The organism is Psychroflexus sp. MBR-150 (assembly GCF_053628795.1).
In genome coordinates this window covers 26,223-43,612 of sequence record NZ_JBRJHB010000008.1, presented here as the reverse complement: position 1 = coordinate 43,612, position 17,390 = coordinate 26,223, and the positions used below count along the sequence as shown (strand labels likewise).

Sequence of the window (17,390 nt, the reverse complement as noted above, 5' to 3'; positions counted from 1 at the left end):
TTCGACTTTTATTTTTCTACTCATCAATTATTCTTCTAATCGACTCACGTAACCTATCTAAAAGTAAAACATCTTCATAGCTTATTCTTTCAGGTGTTTCACCGCCTGCCTGTCCTGCAGACGCAGGCATGTCATGTGCTATGTTTGGGGCATAAATGTATTCATAGCCATTATGCTGCAAGAGTTTAATGGTGAATTCTTCTATTGTATTTTCAGTTATTCTTGTCATTCCTCAGTTTCGGTGTATGCTTTGTATTCGTTTACATAGGCTTGTTTATCAACATTGAATAAAATTTCACTTGCAGGATAGGAGTAATCACCCATTTTGAATTCACCAAAGGAATCATCCCAGAATTCGTTGAAGTCATCTGCTTCCCAATAGTCCAAAGTATCTTCTAATTGTTCAGCAGCTTTCTTTTCTTTTTTACTCTCGTAGTTGCGAATGATAAAAACACAAACCGTTTCAACAGTGTCAATCAAAAATTCTCTGGTCAGCTCATCCACTTTGCTATTTCGATCCTTAATCTCGTCTAATGTTTTACCATGAGCCGTGGGACCTATGTCGTTTCTCAAATCTCCAATATGCTGTGCTATGGTTGATAAGGAACGTGCTATTTGTTGAGCCATGTTTTTATTAGAAAAACCCATTGATGAAAAACATTTGCCTACAACACTATTTACTGAAGGCTTTGCCCCAAGGTCAACACCATTTTTTATGCAAACCTCTTTACCTATTGTCTCCAGAATGGTCTTGGCATTTTCTAATGAATGGCTAAAATCAATTTCAATATGGGCTTCCACACGATTAATGTAGTAAGAAAGCACTTTCCAGCTTGGATATTCTTCTATGACTTTTTTGAGCTTAATCATCTGTGTCAATTCTAATTTCACCACTCATTAGCTTAGGCAGTAAGGTGTCTCTTAACGCTTCTAATTTCTGTATTTGACCTAAATTGAAAATTACCTTTTCATAAAGCGGTGCAAGCTGCTTTGAGTAATCAATTATTTCTTGTTTTGTGATTTCTGGAAATTCACAATTTTCTATTCCTGTTCCGCTAATGTTTGGTTGCGCACTTCCTGTCGCTGTGTTTTCGATGTAATCTTTTCCGTAATCTGATTTCAAACGCAGATATGCCAAGAAGCGAGAACCATAATATTTCTCTTTGAACAGTCCAACTCGCTGATTTAACCAGAGTTTGTAATCGGTTTTTGGGATTATTCCCATTTTTCCAATTTTAGCTCCAGTCATGGCAAAAAGAATGTCGCCAGTAGAGATTGAAAATTTTTCATCTAAATTCTCAACTGTTTCATGGCTCACATAGTCAGTTGTTTCAATATCAACAATGCCCCCAGATATATTTTTAATTTTCAAAACTCGATCCACCCCAAAATCTTGAAAGCTTTTGCTCTTGAAAGCATATCCATTTTGAAGACTAATTAAATCGCTAACGAGACTTGTTAATTCTTTTTCTTCAAACCAAGCATCATAGAGCGTCTCGGCCATTCGCTCCAGGGTTTGGTTTTGGCGGTGCAGCAGGTCTATTTTGTCGTCTAAGCTGGAAAGGACTTCTGCGATTTCGTTCTGTTCGTCTTTTTGTGGTAGTGAAATATCAATTTCATTGATTACTGGAACTGTTAAACTTGGGACAGCAGAACCAACATTCAAATTTGTGTAATCAATTAATGTCAGTTGATAAAACAGGAATTTAGGATTTACTTTTCCCTCATTAATTATTGACCAAAACATAGTGTCAACTGTCCAAAATGGATTGTCTTGGTACATTATGTTATTTAACGAACCCTTTCTTGGAATTAGAATTGACACTTTATCATATAGGGAATCATTTACATATCGCATAATGCCGCCACTACCAATACACGGAATGTCACCATCTTCCAAAGATTTGTGGTCTTTGCCATACTTTATTTCAAGTACTGAGCTTAATTGGTCATCTTTCCACTCATTCATCTATCTTCACTTTATCAAGGTTAGCAGCAATACGTTCGTTGAGTTCGGCTTCTTCTTTGAGCTGGCCTTGAAACTCTTCTTTCAGGCTGGCAAAGCGTTCCGTAAAGTCAAAATCATCTTCTTCCTCAGCCAAGCCAACATAGCGTCCGGGTGTAAGTACATAATCCAGTTCGGCTACCCGTGCTTTGGCGGCAGAAGCACAGAAGCCTTTTACATCCTCATAATCTCCATCAGGGTTTCGCCAGTTGTGGTAAGTATCTGCAATCTGATTAATATCTTCATCAGAAAGCACTTTGGTTCTGCGGTTAATTAAATGTCCCAGATTTCGAGCATCAATAAAGAGAATTTGCCCTGTTCTGTTTCTGAATTTTCCGTTACTGCGATTACGGCTCATAAACCAAAGTGAAGCAGGTATTTGCGTATTCAAAAACAACTTGGCCGGCAGGTTTACAATACAGTCAATCAAATCGGCTTCTACAAGAGCCTTTCTTATTTCGCCTTCACCACCACTTTTGGAAGTTAACGCACCTTTTGCCAAAACAAAACCCGCTTGTCCGCTTGGTGCCAGGTGGTAAAGGAAATGTTGAATCCATGCGTAGTTGGCATTTCCTGTGGGTGGTGTGCCGTATTTCCAGCGTCCGTCTTTTCGCAGCAAATCACCGCTCCAATCACTCACATTAAAAGGAGGATTGGCAATGATGTAATCGGCTTTCAGGTCTTTGTGGGCATTATTCAAAAATGAGCCTTCGTTGTTCCATTTCACCTGGGAACTGTCAATGCCTCTAATGGCAAGATTCATTTTAGCCAGTCGCCATGTGGTTTGGTTGCTCTCCTGACCGTAAATGGAAATATCGTTGATTTTACCTTGATGGTCTTCCACAAATTTCTCAGACTGCACAAACATTCCACCGGAGCCACAGCAAGGGTCAAAAACACGGCCTTTATATGGTTCAAGCATTTTAACCAATAATTCAACTACGCTTCTTGGGGTGTAGAACTGTCCGCCCTTTTTACCTTCTGCCAAAGCAAACTCTCCTAAGAAATATTCAAAAACGTGTCCGAGAATATCCGCACTTCTGGATTTGGTGTCACCCAAGGCAACGTTTCCAATCAGGTCAATCAGTTCACCCAAACTGGTGGGGTCTAAATTTTGTCGTGCGTATACTTTAGGCAGAACACCTTTTAGAGAAGCATTTTCTTTTTCAATCACATCCATCGCTTCATCCACCGATTTTCCAATGGTCGGTTGTTTAGCTTGAGATTGTAAATAAGTCCAACGGGCTTTTTCAGGCACAAAGAATACATTTTCGGCTTTGTACTCGTCTTTGTCTTCCGGGTCAGCTCCGGTATATTCACCTTCTCCGGCTTTTAGTTTATCGTAAAGCTCTTCAAAGGCATCCGAGATATATTTCAGGAAAATCAGTCCGAGCAAAACATGTTTGTATTCCGCAGCGTCAATATTCTTTCTCAGCTTGTCAGCCGATTTCCATAATGAAGCTTCCAATTTACCGATAGGTTGTTTGGTCAGTGGTTCTTTTATTTCGTTATTTTTTGCCATTTATTTTTATATTCTTTTTGTCTGTTCTAAATTTCGTTCTTTCTGTCCGAGCGTTGGCTAAAAAACAGGCACATTTGGTTTTTAGCGTTTGGCTTGTGGGTCGGTAAAAACCAAATGTGCCTGTTTGCACGGCTATATTTTTTCAACCTTACTCACAACCCCATCATAAACCAACAAATATAAAACTTTTTTAACAATTTATTAATTTTTTATAAATATTTGTTTATTAGGTTTTTATCCATTTACAAATAGTTACAAACAAAAGTAAACGAAAGTAGATGTTTATTTACCGAATATCTCTTCCCTCCTATCTCATCTTTGTCCTGTCGTTTTGTTACGGCACTGGTTTAGAAACCCTAAATCGGTTTTATGTTTAACTTGTTCCGCCAAAGGCGGAATCAAAAATTTTATATTATGAATAATTTACGTAACCATGTGCAATTAATGGGAAGATTAGGTCAAGACCCAGAAATCATCAACTTAGATTCTGGTAAAAAATTAGCGAAATTCAGTTTAGCTACCAACGATTATTTCACCACTGCTAAGGGTGAAAAAGTAGAAAATACCGACTGGCACAATATTGTGGCTTGGGGCAAAACTGCTGATATTATTGAAAATCACGTCTCTAAAGGTCAAGAAGTACTGATTGGTGGTAAACTGACTACGCGTTCTTATGAAACTAAAGACGGTGACAAACGCTACATCACTGAAGTGGTTTGCAATAATATTGTGATGACGCAGAAATAGGTTTTGATTTTATTTTAGGCACTTGACTCACTGGTTTTTTTAACCCGAATTATTCACAAACCCCGACCAAAACTATGTTTTCGTCGGCTATTATGGAGGATTATGCTCTAATGCATAATTTGGGTTTAATTCTCTTGGACTCCGATGGATTTTAAAAACTTGTGGGTTTAGGTGTTTTTTTGGGATTGGTTATCGTTTTAAAATTGTTTATTAACAACCGTTTATTTTGCGTTAGGGATTGTAGTGGAAATCCCGCATATATCGGGAGGAACGTCCAAATTATTTTAAACTTTAATCACAATACTTTCACTAATCGTGGTGCTGTAGCGTTGTGACAATCGTTCTTGACGCATCTTCCACACGCGACCTAAATCTTGACTGCCAAATTTAACTTTATGACGGCCAATGCTCTTATTGAGATGGTCAATGTGCTGCATGAGTTGGTGGTGTTTGGGATTTTTTTGAGAAAATAAGCTGAGTTGCTCGGTGTTTTCGGGTTGAAGTTGCATGACAATCACACCAGCTTTTTTGTATTGGTATTCGGGTTTGTAAATTTTATCAAGGGCTTTTACGGCGTATTTGATCAAATCTATACTGGAATTGGTTGGGTATTCGGTTTTGACAATCATGCTGCGATGGTATTGTGCTAAATCTTGTCGAAATTTGTTGGTGCGTAAAAACACGTGAATCATTTGGCAATGGCTGTGTTGACGTCTAAGTTTTTCACCACAACTGATGGCAAAACTGCTCACGCGTTCACGGATAATGTCATAATCACTGTACTGCTTATCAAAAGAGCGTGTGGTGGCAATGGCTTTTTTGGTGGCGACTTCTTCTAAATCTAAAGTCGGTTGACCTTCGAGTTCTTTTTTAAGCCGAAGTCCAACAACGCTCATCTGTTGGCGAACCCAATCGTCTGGCAATTGTGTGAAATCATAAGCTTTAAAGACTGATTTGGCTTTAAGTCGATTAGCGTGCTGGCGACCAATACCCCAAACGTCATCTATGTCGAGCCATTTCAAGGCTTTGAGACGTTGAGTTTCAGTTTGAATGACATGAACACCACCAGTTTTATCCGCAAATTTTTTGGCGATTTTGTTAGCGATTTTGCTCAAAGCTTTGGTCGATGCCACGCCAATACTAACGGGAATGCCTGTATGTTTATCGACAGTGGCTTTGATATGACGTGCATAAGATTCTATATCGAAATGTTCAAATCCTGAAAATTTAAGAAAGGCTTCGTCAATGCTATAAACTTCAACATCTGGTGTGAATTGTGACAGCGTATTCATCACCCGTTGACTCATATCGCCATACAAAGCATAGTTGGACGAAAAGACGTGAATATTGTGTTTTTCAAAAGTGGATTGGTATTTAAATGCTGGTGCACCCATAGGAATACCAAGTGCTTTGGCTTCGTTGCTTCGGGCAATCACACAACCGTCATTATTAGACAACACCACAACGGGCTTATTGTTGAGACTCGGATTAAACACCCGTTCGCACGAGGCGTAAAAATTATTGCAATCGACAAGGGCAAAAAGTTCCATAGTTTTCTGGGTTTAAAGCCTATCCCTAACCTTTTCCAAAGGAAAGGGGAAAAAGCCTCTCCCTAACCCTCTCCAAAGGAAAGGGGAAAAGTTTCTAATTTATTAGTTTAATGTTTATTACTAATTGCTACCAACTACCGACTAAAAGCTACCAACTACCAACTAAAAGCTACCGACTACCAACTAAAAGCTAACTTTTTAATCACACAAGTTACCACGCCCCAAATAACAAACTCGTTATCTTCTGTAACTTTTAGGGGTTTGTATTTTTTGTTTTCAGGCATGAGCCACAAACTATCGGTGTCGAGTTTGATGCGTTTTACCGTAAACTCACCATCGATAAAACACACAGCAATTTTGCCATCTTGAGGTTCGAGAGACTTGTCTATAATCAATAAATCGCCATCGTCTAAGCCTGCACCTGTCATGCTATCGCCACGTACGCGACCGTAGAATGTGGCATACGGATGCTTGATAAGTTCTTTATTAAGGTCGATGCTCAAGTCGAGAAAATCATCAGCTGGACTCGGAAAACCCGCACTGATGCCTTGATCTGCTAAAGGTAGATTGACTAAATGATTATATTCAGGTTGATATAATTGTATAGCTGAAAAACGGTCTTGCATTGTCCTCATTCTTTTGAAAGCAAATTTAGGAAATATTCCGTTTATTTGGATATAATCCGTTAAGTTTTAACATGTGTTGATATAAATAGAGTCATAAAAAACTACCATCAAATACAGAAAAGTATAACTATTTTAAATGTTGTTCAAATACTACCAATGACGTTTTTGTTTAATCTGTAGTTAATCATACCGTTATGTTTAAGTTTGACAACAATATAATCACTAAAAAAATGAAGTAGCAGAACGAAAAAATGCAACATTGAAATGAGAATTTGGGGTAAAACTTAAAAAAATATCACAAATTTAGTTTGCTTTAACTCAATAAGGATGAATATAAATCAATCCATTGATGGGCTAAATTGTCGTCATCAAAATTTTTGCTGTGATTAACACCTTCAACTGTCATCTGTTGCTGTAAACTATTATCTGACAATACTTTGATTAAGGAATTTTTGATTTCAGAACTATTATTGGGGTTTATGTAAATAGAATGTGAGCCTCCAGCTTCTTCAAAACAACTTCCTTTTGAAGTTATTACGGGAGTTTTTGAATATAAAGCTTCTATAATTGGTATTCCAAAACCTTCAAAAAAAGAGGGTAAAACAAACACTTTAGCCAGTTGGTATATGATAGCCAGCGAAATATCATCAACATTGTTTAAAAAATGAACTTTGCTTTGCAAGTTGTTGCCTTTAATATAGCTATTAACAGCTTCAGCATATTTTGTTTTTTTACCTACAACTACCAAATTTATATCTACATCTTTAATAGCTTTGACAAGGTTTAGCAGATTTTTTCTTTCTTCAATTGTTCCGACATAAAGCACATAATTTTTAGGCAGATTGAATTGTTTTTGAACATTAACTTTTTCAATATCACTATAATTTTTCTTAAACACATCTCGACAACCTTGATAAATAACTTTTATTTTTGAAGGTGGCATATCTAAATAATGAATGATGTCTTGCTTGGTTTGTTGACTGATAGCAACAATTACATCAGCGTTTTCAGCAGCTTTTTTATGTTTGTGATAATATATTTTTCTATCAATAAAATTATACAATTCAGGAAAACGAATAAAAATTAAATCGTGTATTGTCAACACAGTAGATATTGATTTAGGAATTGACATAGGCAACTCACCTGAAAGTCCGTGAAAAATATTAACATTATCATTTTTAAATCTGGTTGAAACTGTTTTTAATCGCCATAAAGACGACATTTTTTTGTTAAATCTGTTTTCTGGAGTAATTTCAAAAATTGATTTATTATGGAATTGTTTTGGAATTTTAAAGGTATCATTAAATTTAGGATTGTATAATAAGTATTTGTTATAGGGATAAAATTTTGCTAAATTATTAACCAAACTTCTGGCATAATTACCTAATCCAGTAGAATTATGAAAATAGCGTTTGGCTTCGTAACCTATAATCATTTTACATTTATATTTAGTTTACAAAAATACTCAAGTTCTTTTTTAAAAAGCTCTGGTTTGAAATTTTCGTAATTTTTTGGTGTGACATCGTAGTCATCAACATGAACCGATATATTTTGTTTACCATCTTCAAAAATACTCCAATCGTTTTTTTTAATTTGAGGTGAAAAAATTGTGAAAGTTGGCACATCTAAGGCTTTTGCCATATTTATGGCTCCGCCTTCATTTCCTATTAAAACTTTACAATGTTTTGTTATACCTAAAAATTCTCTTAAGTCTTTGGTGTAAAATTCTTTATAAATTTGTTTTTGTGTTTGGGGTTGACAAAGCTTATAAATACGGTTTACATCCTCAATCTGATTTGGGATGTAATTAAAAAGTAATTTGTATTGGAGGTCAATATTTACAACATAGTCTAAGGTTTTGGCCATATATTGAAAAGGATAAGTCTTTTGTTTTTCACTTCCTAAAACACTAATCATAATCAATTTATCTTCTGGACTCAATTTGTAATCGAGCAATAAATCTTTTGAAGATTCAAGCTCTTTTGTTGATAAGTAAATTTTTGGTTTATAAACACCTGTGCGACCAACAATGGGTTCTATTAGTTGCAACCTATGCTCGATACCTAAAGTTGCTGAAGTCTCTGGAGTTTGCTTTCGCAATATGTTGGTTTTTACAAATAATGCTGAAAGAGATTTTTTAAAACTGATACTCTGTTTAGGGTTTAAAGCTTTAACCAATCCTAAAGTTGACAATTTTGCATAAGCATCTATGATAATATCAAAACTCTCTTGTTTAAATGTTTTATACCATTTATAAAATCCCTTTAAACTTCTAAATTCTTTTTCGCTACAGTGCCATATTTTATCTATGTGAGGATTATATTTCAAAACAGATAAAGCATTAGTATAAACAAAAAAATGCGTCTCAACACTATCCAAATTATCTTTAAGTGCTTCAAATAAAATAGAAGTTGTTAAAACATCACCTATTTTTTTGTTTTGTATGATTAAAATTTTCAATGTCAAATTTTCTGTGGTTGACTTAGGTTATCTATATTTAATCTAACCCATCTTAGCATGTCAGATTATAAATAGTCTTTAAAACGTGAAAATAACAAAAATATACATAGAGCAACTTTCCTTAAACTAAATTTAAAAAGCGATTTGAAACCTTTCAAGCTTGATATGAAAGTTTATATTTGCCAAAAATTTTGAATGCATAAATCGGTAAAACCTTATAAAAATTCTAAAGATAAAAAAAAGCAACAGGTAGAAAGCATGTTTGACAACATATCGTCAAACTATGATGGCTTAAACCGAGTGATTTCGTTTGGCATTGACCAATCTTGGCGAAAAAAAGTTATAAAAATGATAATTGAAGCTAATGCTAAAAAGGTTTTAGATGTCGCTACAGGTACGGGAGATTTAGCTATTGCGTTGGCCAAAACTAACATCCAAAAGGTGGTTGGTGTAGATATTTCTAATGGCATGTTGGATGTGGGACGACAGAAGATAAAAGCTCAAAACTTAACTGAAAAAATTGATATGGTGCAAGCCGATTCAGAAAATTTGCCTTACAAGGACAACAGTTTTGATGCTGTTACAGTAGCTTTTGGTGTCAGGAATTTTGAAAATCTTGACAAAGGACTTTCTGAAATATATCGCGTACTCAAACCCGGTGGTTTGTTTGTGGTTTTAGAAACCTCAAATCCTACCAAATTTCCATTTAAACAAGGCTATTTTGCTTATACCAAATACATTCTACCTGTGATAGGCAAGTTGTTTTCAAAAGATAAAAATGCATACCAGTATCTCAGCGAAAGTGCTTCAGTTTTTCCTTTTGGTCAAGCTTTCAACAATATTTTAAAGAAAAATGGGTTTATAGACGTGAAACATTACCCACAAACTTTTGGGGTTTCAACCATTTATAAAGCTTCAAAATAATTTATGAAATTTATTATCTCGCTAGCATCGCTATTAATGGTAGGCTTTTTAGAAGCTAATGCACAAGGTTTTTTTAATAAAGAAGAAGTTAAAAACAACCGCAATTACCTTGAACAACGCCGATGGTCTTGGGGCTATTATTTAGGCTTTAACAGCTTAGATTTTAAAATAGACCGTATAGAAGAAAGTGATGAAATTTTGGTAACCAAAAATATTGGTTTCAATGTCGGTTTGATAGGTAATTATAAAATTAACAATTATATAGATTTAAGGCTCGAACCTGGTGTGATTTTTTCAAATCGAGATTTAAATTTTACGGCTTTTGGCGATGACCAAGTCAAGGCTTTTAGAGAAACCAAAGCAGCTTACGTATATGTGCCTTTGGTGGTAAAATTTTCTACCAAAAGATTAAACAACTTCAAACCCTTTGTAAGCACAGGTATTGGTTTTGCTCATAACTTGAGTAGCAATGAAGACAACCCTGATGACAATGCTGCTGGTCAATTTAGAATGAAAACCACCAACTTTTTATATGAAGTAGGTTTCGGAATTGATCTTTACTTAGAATATTTTAAGTTTACACCTTCAATAAAAGGTATTTTTGCTATAAATGATGAATTGGTGAGAGACAAAGACCCCAACAGCCCATGGACGAGCAATATTGACAAAATATCATCTCGGGGTATTTTCATCAACTTTACTTTTCAATAGTTCGGCGTTTAAATTCACTTAAAATTATTGAAGTTGCCATAGCTACATTGAGGCTTTCAGTCTGTTTGTTTTTACCAAATTGAGGAATGCTTATTGTTTGATCAACGCAAGACCTTAATTTATCAGAAATACCGTGAGACTCGCTGCCCATTACTAAAATAGATTTTTGATTTATTTCTGAATTGTAAATAGACGTAGCATCAATGTCAGCTGCATAAACGGGTAAGTTTGTTTTTTTAATAACCTCGAGTAAGTCCTCATAATATATTTTTACACGACTGAGTGACCCCATTGAAGCTTGAACAACCTTGGGGTTATAACAATCTACAGTATCAAGTGAGCAAATAATTTTTTTGATACCAAACCAATCGCACATTCTTATAATGGTTCCTAAATTGCCAGGATCTCTTACTCCATCCAAAGCTAAAGTAAGAGATTTAACTTTGAGAGGTTTATTTTTTTTAATGTGAAAAACGCCGACTGCAACTTGTGGTGTTGTCAAAAAACTTATAGATTTTAGCTCCTCCGGAGAAATAATGTTGACCGTTTTGTTTTCTAAGGTGAATATATCAGCTATACTGAATAAACTATGCAAACGATAAGAACTATTTAAAAATTCTTTAATCACCTTTATACCTTCAACCACAAAAAGTCCGTTCTTATATCTGTATTTCTTATTTTTTAGGCTATTAACTAATTTTTGTTGATTTTTGCTTACTGAATGCATAGAATAAAATTAAACACGATAAATAAAGATTGAAACACAACTTTACAAAAATACCATTTCTTTTTGTCATCTTCATATTTTTTATGTCTTGTAAATCGACAAAACGCTTAGCAGATGATGATTTTTTACTCGTTCAAAACAACATTGATACGGGAGTTGATACTTTAAGTAGCAATAAAGTTAAACCCTTTTTAGAGTTAAAACCCAATTCTAAATTCATTTTTGGCATTCCACTCAAACTTCATATTTATAACCTTGCTAAACCTTATCCAGATTCAGCTTTCGTGAACTGGTTAAACAAAAAACCAAAACGAAAAAAGCGATGGACAAATATGCTTTCTGAAAAACAACTAAAAAATTTAGGTCTTGCCTATGTTAATTTTCATAAAGGTTTAAAGAAAAGTGGAGAACAACCAAGTATAATTACTGAAAAAAAATTAGAAAAATCTAAAGAAAAACTCAAGTCCTGGTATTGGAATAGAGGCTGGTTCAATGCCAAAGTAAATTATAATGTAAAACGAGATACAAGCAAACAAAAAGCTAAAGTCAATTATAAAATTAACCCCAATAAACCTTATTTGATTGACAGTATAGATTACAATATTGCTTCTCCTCAAGCCGATTCTATTTACAATACTATCAAAGACAAATCTGCTATCAAAATTGGTCAACAGTTTAATACAGAAAGTTTTAAAAAAGAGCGTTTGCGCATTGAGAAATATTTTAGAAATCACGGATTGTATAACTTTGATAGAGATTATATCAGTTTTATAGCCGATAGTTTAAATGACGATTCTCACTTGTTAGACATTGAGCTCAAAATTAAAAACCGTGAAGTCAAACTATTAGACACCACATATCAAGAGCCTTTTAAAGTGTATAAAATCAGTGAAGTCAATGTGTTTACAGATTATGACAACACATCTAACAACTATATCGCTAAAGATTCAACTCATTATAATCAAAAAATATTTTTCGCTAAAGACAAAATTAAAGTCAGCCCAAAAATATTATCAGATGCTATTTTTATTGATAAAGGGCAAGTTTTTAGCGACAAAAAAAGGCTTGACACTTACAATCGATTTTCAAATATTAGAGTTTTTGAATATCCAGACATTCAATACCAAAAAGACCCAAGAACACCTGAAGATGACGACTTGATAGCAAATGTATTTTTAACCCCCAAAAAAAGATTTGGATTTACACCAAATTTTGAAGTCTCACAAAGTAATATTCAAGACTTTGGCATAGGTTTAAACACATCATTTCTCGCAAGAAATGCATTTCAATTAGCTGACATTTTGGAATTGTCATTTAGAGCAAATTTAGGTTCCTCAAGAGAAGCTGCAAGTTCGAATGATCAATTTTTTAATATCACTGAATTGGGCGGAAGCTTAAGTTTAAGCGTGCCAAAAGTTTTATTTCCCTTTACTCAAAAAATAATAAAAAGAGATATGCAACCATTCACTCGTATGTCTTATGGTTTTAATACTCAACAAAATATAGGTTTAGATCGCCAAAACCACACCTTTAACTTTGAATATAATTGGAAACCAAACCGCAGTGTAAGCAATAGATTATCCTTAATTGATTTTCAGTTTGTAAATAATTTAAATATTGATAATTACTTTAATATTTTTAAGAATTCTTATAGCGAACTCAATGATATAGCTCAAAACAATATTTTTGAAATCAATCAAGAGTTTATCAATCCTGACAACAATGATTTGATTATTCCTTTGGGTACAGATGGATTTATTAACCAAGTAGAAAACAATGAAATTAATTTAACAAATGATGAGAGAGAATCATTCAATTCAATTGTAGAACGAAAACAAAGACTTACAGAAAACAATTTGATTATAGCAAGTAATTTTACATTTGATTATTCTACGAGAGAAAATATAGATGATGAAGATTTTTTTCAGTTCCGTTCTAAATTTGAATTAGCAGGAAATCTTCTTCAAACACTTGGTAATGGATTGAACTTAAAAAAAAACGACAATGACAATTTTTTGTTGTTTGAGGTTCCGTTTTCACAATATGCAAAACTTGAGCTTAACTACATAAAGCATTGGAATTTAGGTGGCAAAAACATCATAGCAACACGAGCCTTTGGTGGGTTAGCTTTACCTTACGGAAACTCCCAGTCTATTCCATTTGCAAGGAGTTTTTTTGGTGGTGGTCCAAACGATAATCGTGGTTGGCAACCTTATGACCTCGGTCCAGGAAAAACCAACGGCACAAACGATTTTAATGAGGCTAATTTTAAACTGTCATTCAACTTTGAATACCGCTTTAATGTTTTGGGAAATTTAAACTCTGCTTTGTTTGTTGATGCTGGAAATATTTGGAATCTTGCTGATAATGTCAAGGACAAAAATGCCACTTTTGATGGTTTAAAAGACCTTGAAGATTTGTCAATTGCAACGGGTTTTGGTTTTCGTTATGACATTACATTTTTTGTTATTCGATTAGATTTTGGATTTAAAACTTATAATCCTGGTGATTTGGAACAAAAATGGTTTAACGACTTTAACTTCAACAAGATGGTGTTTAATTTTGGTATCAATTACCCTTTCTAATTTTATTTAAAATTCATATTAGTTTGATTTTGAAAAAAATTTTAAGATTAAAAACCTATAAAATTTATAACAAATCAGACCTATCAAAGCACCTACTAAAGCTCCTGTAAGCACATCTCCTGGATAATGAACACCTACATATATTCTACTGTAAGAAATCAAACCTGCCCATAATATAAGTAGCAGAAACATATACTTGTAATGCTTTCTAAATATTAAACCCAGAAAAATAGCCAATGCAAATGAACTTGTAGCATGACCCGAAAAATAACCATACGAACCACAATCTGCAACAAACCTGCCTAAACCCGACAAACTTGGCTCTCTACAAGGTCGAAGTCGCATAACTGAATGCTTTACAGCATAAGATATTTGATCTGTCATTGCTATCATAACCGCTACTACCAAAAGTGAAATCAAGGTATTCTTAAGTCCAATACTTCTGTACATTAAAAAAATAAAGATGAAATAAAGCGGGATAGAAAAAAATTTATTGGTTACCAACAACCAAAATGCGTCAAAGTTTGGAGAACCTAAGTTGTTGAGATATAAAAATAATTCTTTATCAAGTTCAATCAGACTCTCCATTATTTGCTATATTGTTCTATTTCATTATCATAAAAATCAAATGCTTCTTTGACTAATGTATCATACTCTTCTTTCACTTCATCTTCATCAAAAGTTTCCCAAAACTCAAGTTCATCAGTATTGATATTTAAAATAAAACGCGGAAACTCTGTATGCACAACATAAATAGTATCAGCCTCTGAATTGTCTGCCAATAAAAATCGTGGATATTTCATAAAACTAATTTATGCAAACTTAAGATTTTTTTAGATGTCGCCGGACTACTATATAAAATCTTACATAAAGCATTAATGCTGAAGCCGACAAGCCAGTGAGTAAACCTAACCAAATACCACTTTCTCCTAAACGCTGATCTTGTCCAAAATAGTAAGACACCGGAAAACCAATTAACCAATAGGCTACAAAACAAATAAAAGTAGGCACAATAACATCTTGCAAGCCTCTCAAAGCCCCAAGAATACCTACTTGCAAACCATCGCTAATTTGAAATAAGGCTGCTATTATTAATAAATTAGCAGCTAAACGAATCACTTCTTCATCTTGGATATAAAATTCTGGTAAAACATTTCTAAAAACAATAAAAATTACTGCAAATACTATCTCAATTAATAAAATTTGAAAAAATATAGAGTTAGCAATATGTTTCATATCAAAAAACTGTTTCTTCCCTTTTTGATTAGCCACCCTTATTGTAGCTGTAACACCCAAACCAACAGCAACCACAAAAGTCATAGAAGCTAAGTTTAAAGCTATTTGATTGGCAGCTTGAACTTCAGCTCCAAGTGTGCCAGCCAATATAACCGTTGCGGTAAAAATTCCACCTTCAAACAACATTTGAAGTGCAGTTGGAAAACCAAGCGACAACAATTTTTTAAATATAAATACATCTACTTTTTGAATGAGTTTTGAAAAATAAGGCTTTAGTGTAGCTCTGGACTTTAATATAAAAATCAATAAAACCAACATTACTATTCTAGAGATTAAGGTTGAAATAGCAGCTCCTTCTATTTCTAATCTAGGAAAAATCCAAATGCCGTATATCAAAAAATAATTTAAAACAATGTTTAGTACATTAGCTATCAAAGTGGCATACATAGCATATTTTGTTAACGATAATCCATCAGCAAATTGCTTGAATGCCTGAAAAACCATTAACGGAATTAAAGAAAATGCAACTATATTTAAATAAGGAAATGCAGCTTCAACAACACTTGGCGGTTGATTTAGATAAAACAAAATCGGTTTTGTGAAATATATTAAAACAAACAATATCACACCATTGAGACTACACATGACAACCCCATTTTGAAATACTTTTCTACCACGATTAAAATTTTGCTCACCCTCAGCTTCAGCAACCAAAGGCGTAATGGCAAAACTGAAACCAATACCAATAAACAAGGCAAAAAACACTAAAGTATTGCCTAAAGATATAGCTGCTAAAGGCACCGCACCCAAATGTCCTACCATTATATTGTCCACCAAACCTACCAAAACATGTCCTAATTGTCCTAACATGATAGGAAAAGCTAGTTTGAAATTTTTAGGAAATTCTGAGATGTAAGCTGCTAACATTATTTGAGATTTGGGCACAAAACTAAACTTTTTTGCAACTTCAAATATCTAGTCATTGTAAAATAAATATGACAATAATCAAGGTTACAAATTCTTAAAATGTATAGGGTTTTAAAAAAAAATAAATCTATATTTCATAATTAAATCTTTATAAGGATAAGCATTCGTTGAAGCTTTATTATTTTTGCAAAAAAAATTCATGAAACGTGTCGTTGTAGGCTTAAGTGGTGGTGTTGATTCTAGCGTAGCAGCTTACCTCTGTCAAAAACAGGGTTATGATGTCATTGGCTTATTTATGAAAAACTGGCACGACGATAGTGTAACGATAAGTGATGAATGTCCGTGGTTAGATGATAGCAACGACGCCATGCTGGTTGCTGAAAAACTTGGTATTCCGTTTCAAACCGTAGATTTAAGCGAAGAATATAAATCACGAATTGTAGATTATATGTTCAAAGAATACCAAAACGGTAGAACACCCAATCCTGATGTATTGTGCAATCGTGAAATCAAATTTGATGTATTTCTTAAAATTGCCGAATCGCTCGGAGCCGATTATGTTGCTACTGGTCATTATTGCAGAAAACTCACTACTGAAAATAATTCGCACAAAACCCATCATTTATTAGCTGGTTCAGACTCAAACAAGGATCAATCTTATTTTTTATGCCAAATTAATCAAGAGCAATTGTCTAAAATATTATTTCCAATTGGTAACCTTCAAAAACCTGAAGTTCGCAAAATTGCTACTCAACTCGATTTAACCACCGCCGACAAAAAAGATTCTCAAGGCTTGTGTTTTGTCGGTAAAGTAAAATTACCTGAATTTCTTCAGCAACAACTTAAACCCAAAACAGGTCATGTCATAGCAATTGATGCAAATCATGAAATGTACAAAAAGGTTAAACCTCAAAACATAGAAAGTCTAACTCAAAAATACCAATACCAAATTAGCGATGGCAAAATAGTTGGCGAACATCCTGGTGCACATTTTTTTACTAAAGGTCAACGCAAAGGCTTAAATATTGGCGGAACCCCTGAACCGCTGTTTGTGATTGAAACCGATGTAAGAGATAATACTATTTACGTTGGTCAAGGTAAATCTCATCCTGGTTTATACCGAAGTGGTTTGAAAGTAAAAAACAAAGATGTACATTGGCTTAGGGAAGACCTAAAACTCAAAACAGGTGAAAAACAAGACTATTTAGCCAGAATCCGCTATCGTCAACCTTTAGAAAAAGCTACTTTATACCAAGAAGAAAATGACTTGTTTATTATTTTTAAAAATCCACAAATGGCTATTGCAGAAGGGCAATTTGTAGCTTGGTACAAGGCTGATGAACTTATCGGATCTGGCGTCATTTCATAAA

At 34.1% G+C, this 17,390-nt stretch carries 17 protein-coding genes; 5 read left to right on the top strand and 12 right to left on the bottom strand.

The annotated features are described in order from the left end of the window. Positions 1 to 16 precede the first annotated feature (16 nt). From ACSSV5_RS06205 to ACSSV5_RS06190, 4 genes are read right to left on the bottom strand one after another with little or no spacing between them, the layout of a single operon-like run. Entirely contained in the window at positions 17 to 229 is a 213-nt protein-coding gene (locus ACSSV5_RS06205; protein ID WP_454245197.1) for a hypothetical protein, read from the bottom strand. Continuing rightward, a complete protein-coding gene (locus ACSSV5_RS06200) occupies positions 226 to 870 on the bottom strand; it encodes an abortive infection family protein (RefSeq protein ID WP_454245196.1) in 645 nt (214 codons plus the stop codon). The genes ACSSV5_RS06205 and ACSSV5_RS06200 overlap by 4 nt, the downstream gene beginning before the upstream one ends. After that, entirely contained in the window at positions 863 to 1,969 is a 1,107-nt protein-coding gene (locus ACSSV5_RS06195; protein WP_454245195.1) for a restriction endonuclease subunit S, read from the bottom strand. The genes ACSSV5_RS06200 and ACSSV5_RS06195 overlap by 8 nt, the downstream gene beginning before the upstream one ends. Next, entirely contained in the window at positions 1,962 to 3,527 is a 1,566-nt protein-coding gene (locus ACSSV5_RS06190) for a class I SAM-dependent DNA methyltransferase (RefSeq protein WP_454245194.1), read from the bottom strand. Before ACSSV5_RS06190 ends, ACSSV5_RS06195 begins: the two co-directional genes overlap by 8 nt. Before the next feature lie 414 nt (positions 3,528 to 3,941). Here ACSSV5_RS06190 and ACSSV5_RS06185 point away from each other — a divergent pair, with 414 nt between their 5' ends. Beyond that, positions 3,942 to 4,274, top strand: coding sequence for a single-stranded DNA-binding protein (locus ACSSV5_RS06185; protein WP_211066491.1), 333 nt, complete (start codon positions 3,942 to 3,944; stop codon positions 4,272 to 4,274). Positions 4,275 to 4,558: 284 nt separating this feature from the next. Here ACSSV5_RS06185 and ACSSV5_RS06180 read toward each other — a convergent pair whose 3' ends face one another. From ACSSV5_RS06180 to ACSSV5_RS06165, 4 genes are all read right to left on the bottom strand, one after another. Beyond that, on the bottom strand, positions 4,559 to 5,824 hold the full coding sequence (locus tag ACSSV5_RS06180) for a Y-family DNA polymerase (protein WP_454245193.1): 1,266 nt from the start codon (positions 5,822 to 5,824) through the stop codon (positions 4,559 to 4,561). A 176-nt stretch (positions 5,825 to 6,000) separates the two neighbouring features. Next, entirely contained in the window at positions 6,001 to 6,450 is a 450-nt protein-coding gene (locus ACSSV5_RS06175) for a LexA family protein (RefSeq protein ID WP_211066822.1), read from the bottom strand. A 313-nt stretch (positions 6,451 to 6,763) separates the two neighbouring features. Beyond that, positions 6,764 to 7,885 carry a glycosyltransferase family 4 protein gene (locus ACSSV5_RS06170; RefSeq protein ID WP_454245192.1) on the bottom strand — a complete coding sequence of 374 codons (1,122 nt, stop codon included), beginning with the start codon at positions 7,883 to 7,885 and terminating at the stop codon, positions 6,764 to 6,766. Further along, the gene (locus tag ACSSV5_RS06165) at positions 7,882 to 8,910 is read right to left on the bottom strand and encodes a glycosyltransferase family 9 protein (protein ID WP_454245191.1); all 1,029 of its coding nucleotides are present in this window, start codon (positions 8,908 to 8,910) and stop codon (positions 7,882 to 7,884) included. Before ACSSV5_RS06165 ends, ACSSV5_RS06170 begins: the two co-directional genes overlap by 4 nt. A 195-nt stretch (positions 8,911 to 9,105) precedes the next feature. Between ACSSV5_RS06165 and ubiE the strand changes: the two genes are divergently transcribed. Both ubiE and porT read left to right on the top strand, forming a co-directional pair. Beyond that, the gene (ubiE, locus tag ACSSV5_RS06160) at positions 9,106 to 9,834 is read left to right on the top strand and encodes a bifunctional demethylmenaquinone methyltransferase/2-methoxy-6-polyprenyl-1,4-benzoquinol methylase UbiE (RefSeq protein ID WP_454245190.1); all 729 of its coding nucleotides are present in this window, start codon (positions 9,106 to 9,108) and stop codon (positions 9,832 to 9,834) included. A gap of 3 nt (positions 9,835 to 9,837) precedes the next feature. After that, positions 9,838 to 10,545, top strand: a complete 708-nt coding sequence (gene porT / locus ACSSV5_RS06155; RefSeq protein ID WP_454245189.1) for a type IX secretion/gliding motility protein PorT/SprT — start codon at positions 9,838 to 9,840, stop codon at positions 10,543 to 10,545. Here porT and ACSSV5_RS06150 read toward each other — a convergent pair. After that, the gene (locus ACSSV5_RS06150) at positions 10,532 to 11,272 is read right to left on the bottom strand and encodes a TrmH family RNA methyltransferase (RefSeq protein WP_454245188.1); all 741 of its coding nucleotides are present in this window, start codon (positions 11,270 to 11,272) and stop codon (positions 10,532 to 10,534) included. The genes porT and ACSSV5_RS06150 overlap by 14 nt on opposite strands. Before the next feature lie 29 nt (positions 11,273 to 11,301). On the opposite strand from ACSSV5_RS06150, the gene tamL reads away from it, so the two are divergent. Continuing rightward, positions 11,302 to 13,857, top strand: a complete 2,556-nt coding sequence (gene tamL, locus ACSSV5_RS06145) for a translocation and assembly module lipoprotein TamL (protein WP_454245187.1) — start codon at positions 11,302 to 11,304, stop codon at positions 13,855 to 13,857. Between the two features lie 18 nt (positions 13,858 to 13,875). Here the strand turns inward: tamL and ACSSV5_RS06140 are convergent, their stop codons facing one another. Genes ACSSV5_RS06140 through ACSSV5_RS06130 form a run of 3 tightly spaced genes read right to left on the bottom strand, consistent with a single transcriptional unit; the run spans position 13,876 to position 16,023 of the window. Then, the gene (locus tag ACSSV5_RS06140; RefSeq protein WP_371815932.1) at positions 13,876 to 14,445 is read right to left on the bottom strand and encodes a phosphatase PAP2 family protein; all 570 of its coding nucleotides are present in this window, start codon (positions 14,443 to 14,445) and stop codon (positions 13,876 to 13,878) included. Next, positions 14,445 to 14,660: a hypothetical protein gene (locus tag ACSSV5_RS06135; RefSeq protein ID WP_211066031.1), complete on the bottom strand. Its 216-nt coding sequence runs from the start codon at positions 14,658 to 14,660 to the stop codon at positions 14,445 to 14,447. Before ACSSV5_RS06135 ends, ACSSV5_RS06140 begins: the two co-directional genes overlap by 1 nt. Before the next feature lie 19 nt (positions 14,661 to 14,679). After that, positions 14,680 to 16,023, bottom strand: a complete 1,344-nt coding sequence (locus ACSSV5_RS06130; protein WP_454245257.1) for an MATE family efflux transporter — start codon at positions 16,021 to 16,023, stop codon at positions 14,680 to 14,682. Between the two features lie 196 nt (positions 16,024 to 16,219). Here ACSSV5_RS06130 and mnmA point away from each other — a divergent pair, with 196 nt between their 5' ends. Further along, entirely contained in the window at positions 16,220 to 17,389 is a 1,170-nt protein-coding gene (mnmA, locus tag ACSSV5_RS06125) for a tRNA 2-thiouridine(34) synthase MnmA (protein WP_454245186.1), read from the top strand. Position 17,390: the final 1 nt, after the last annotated feature.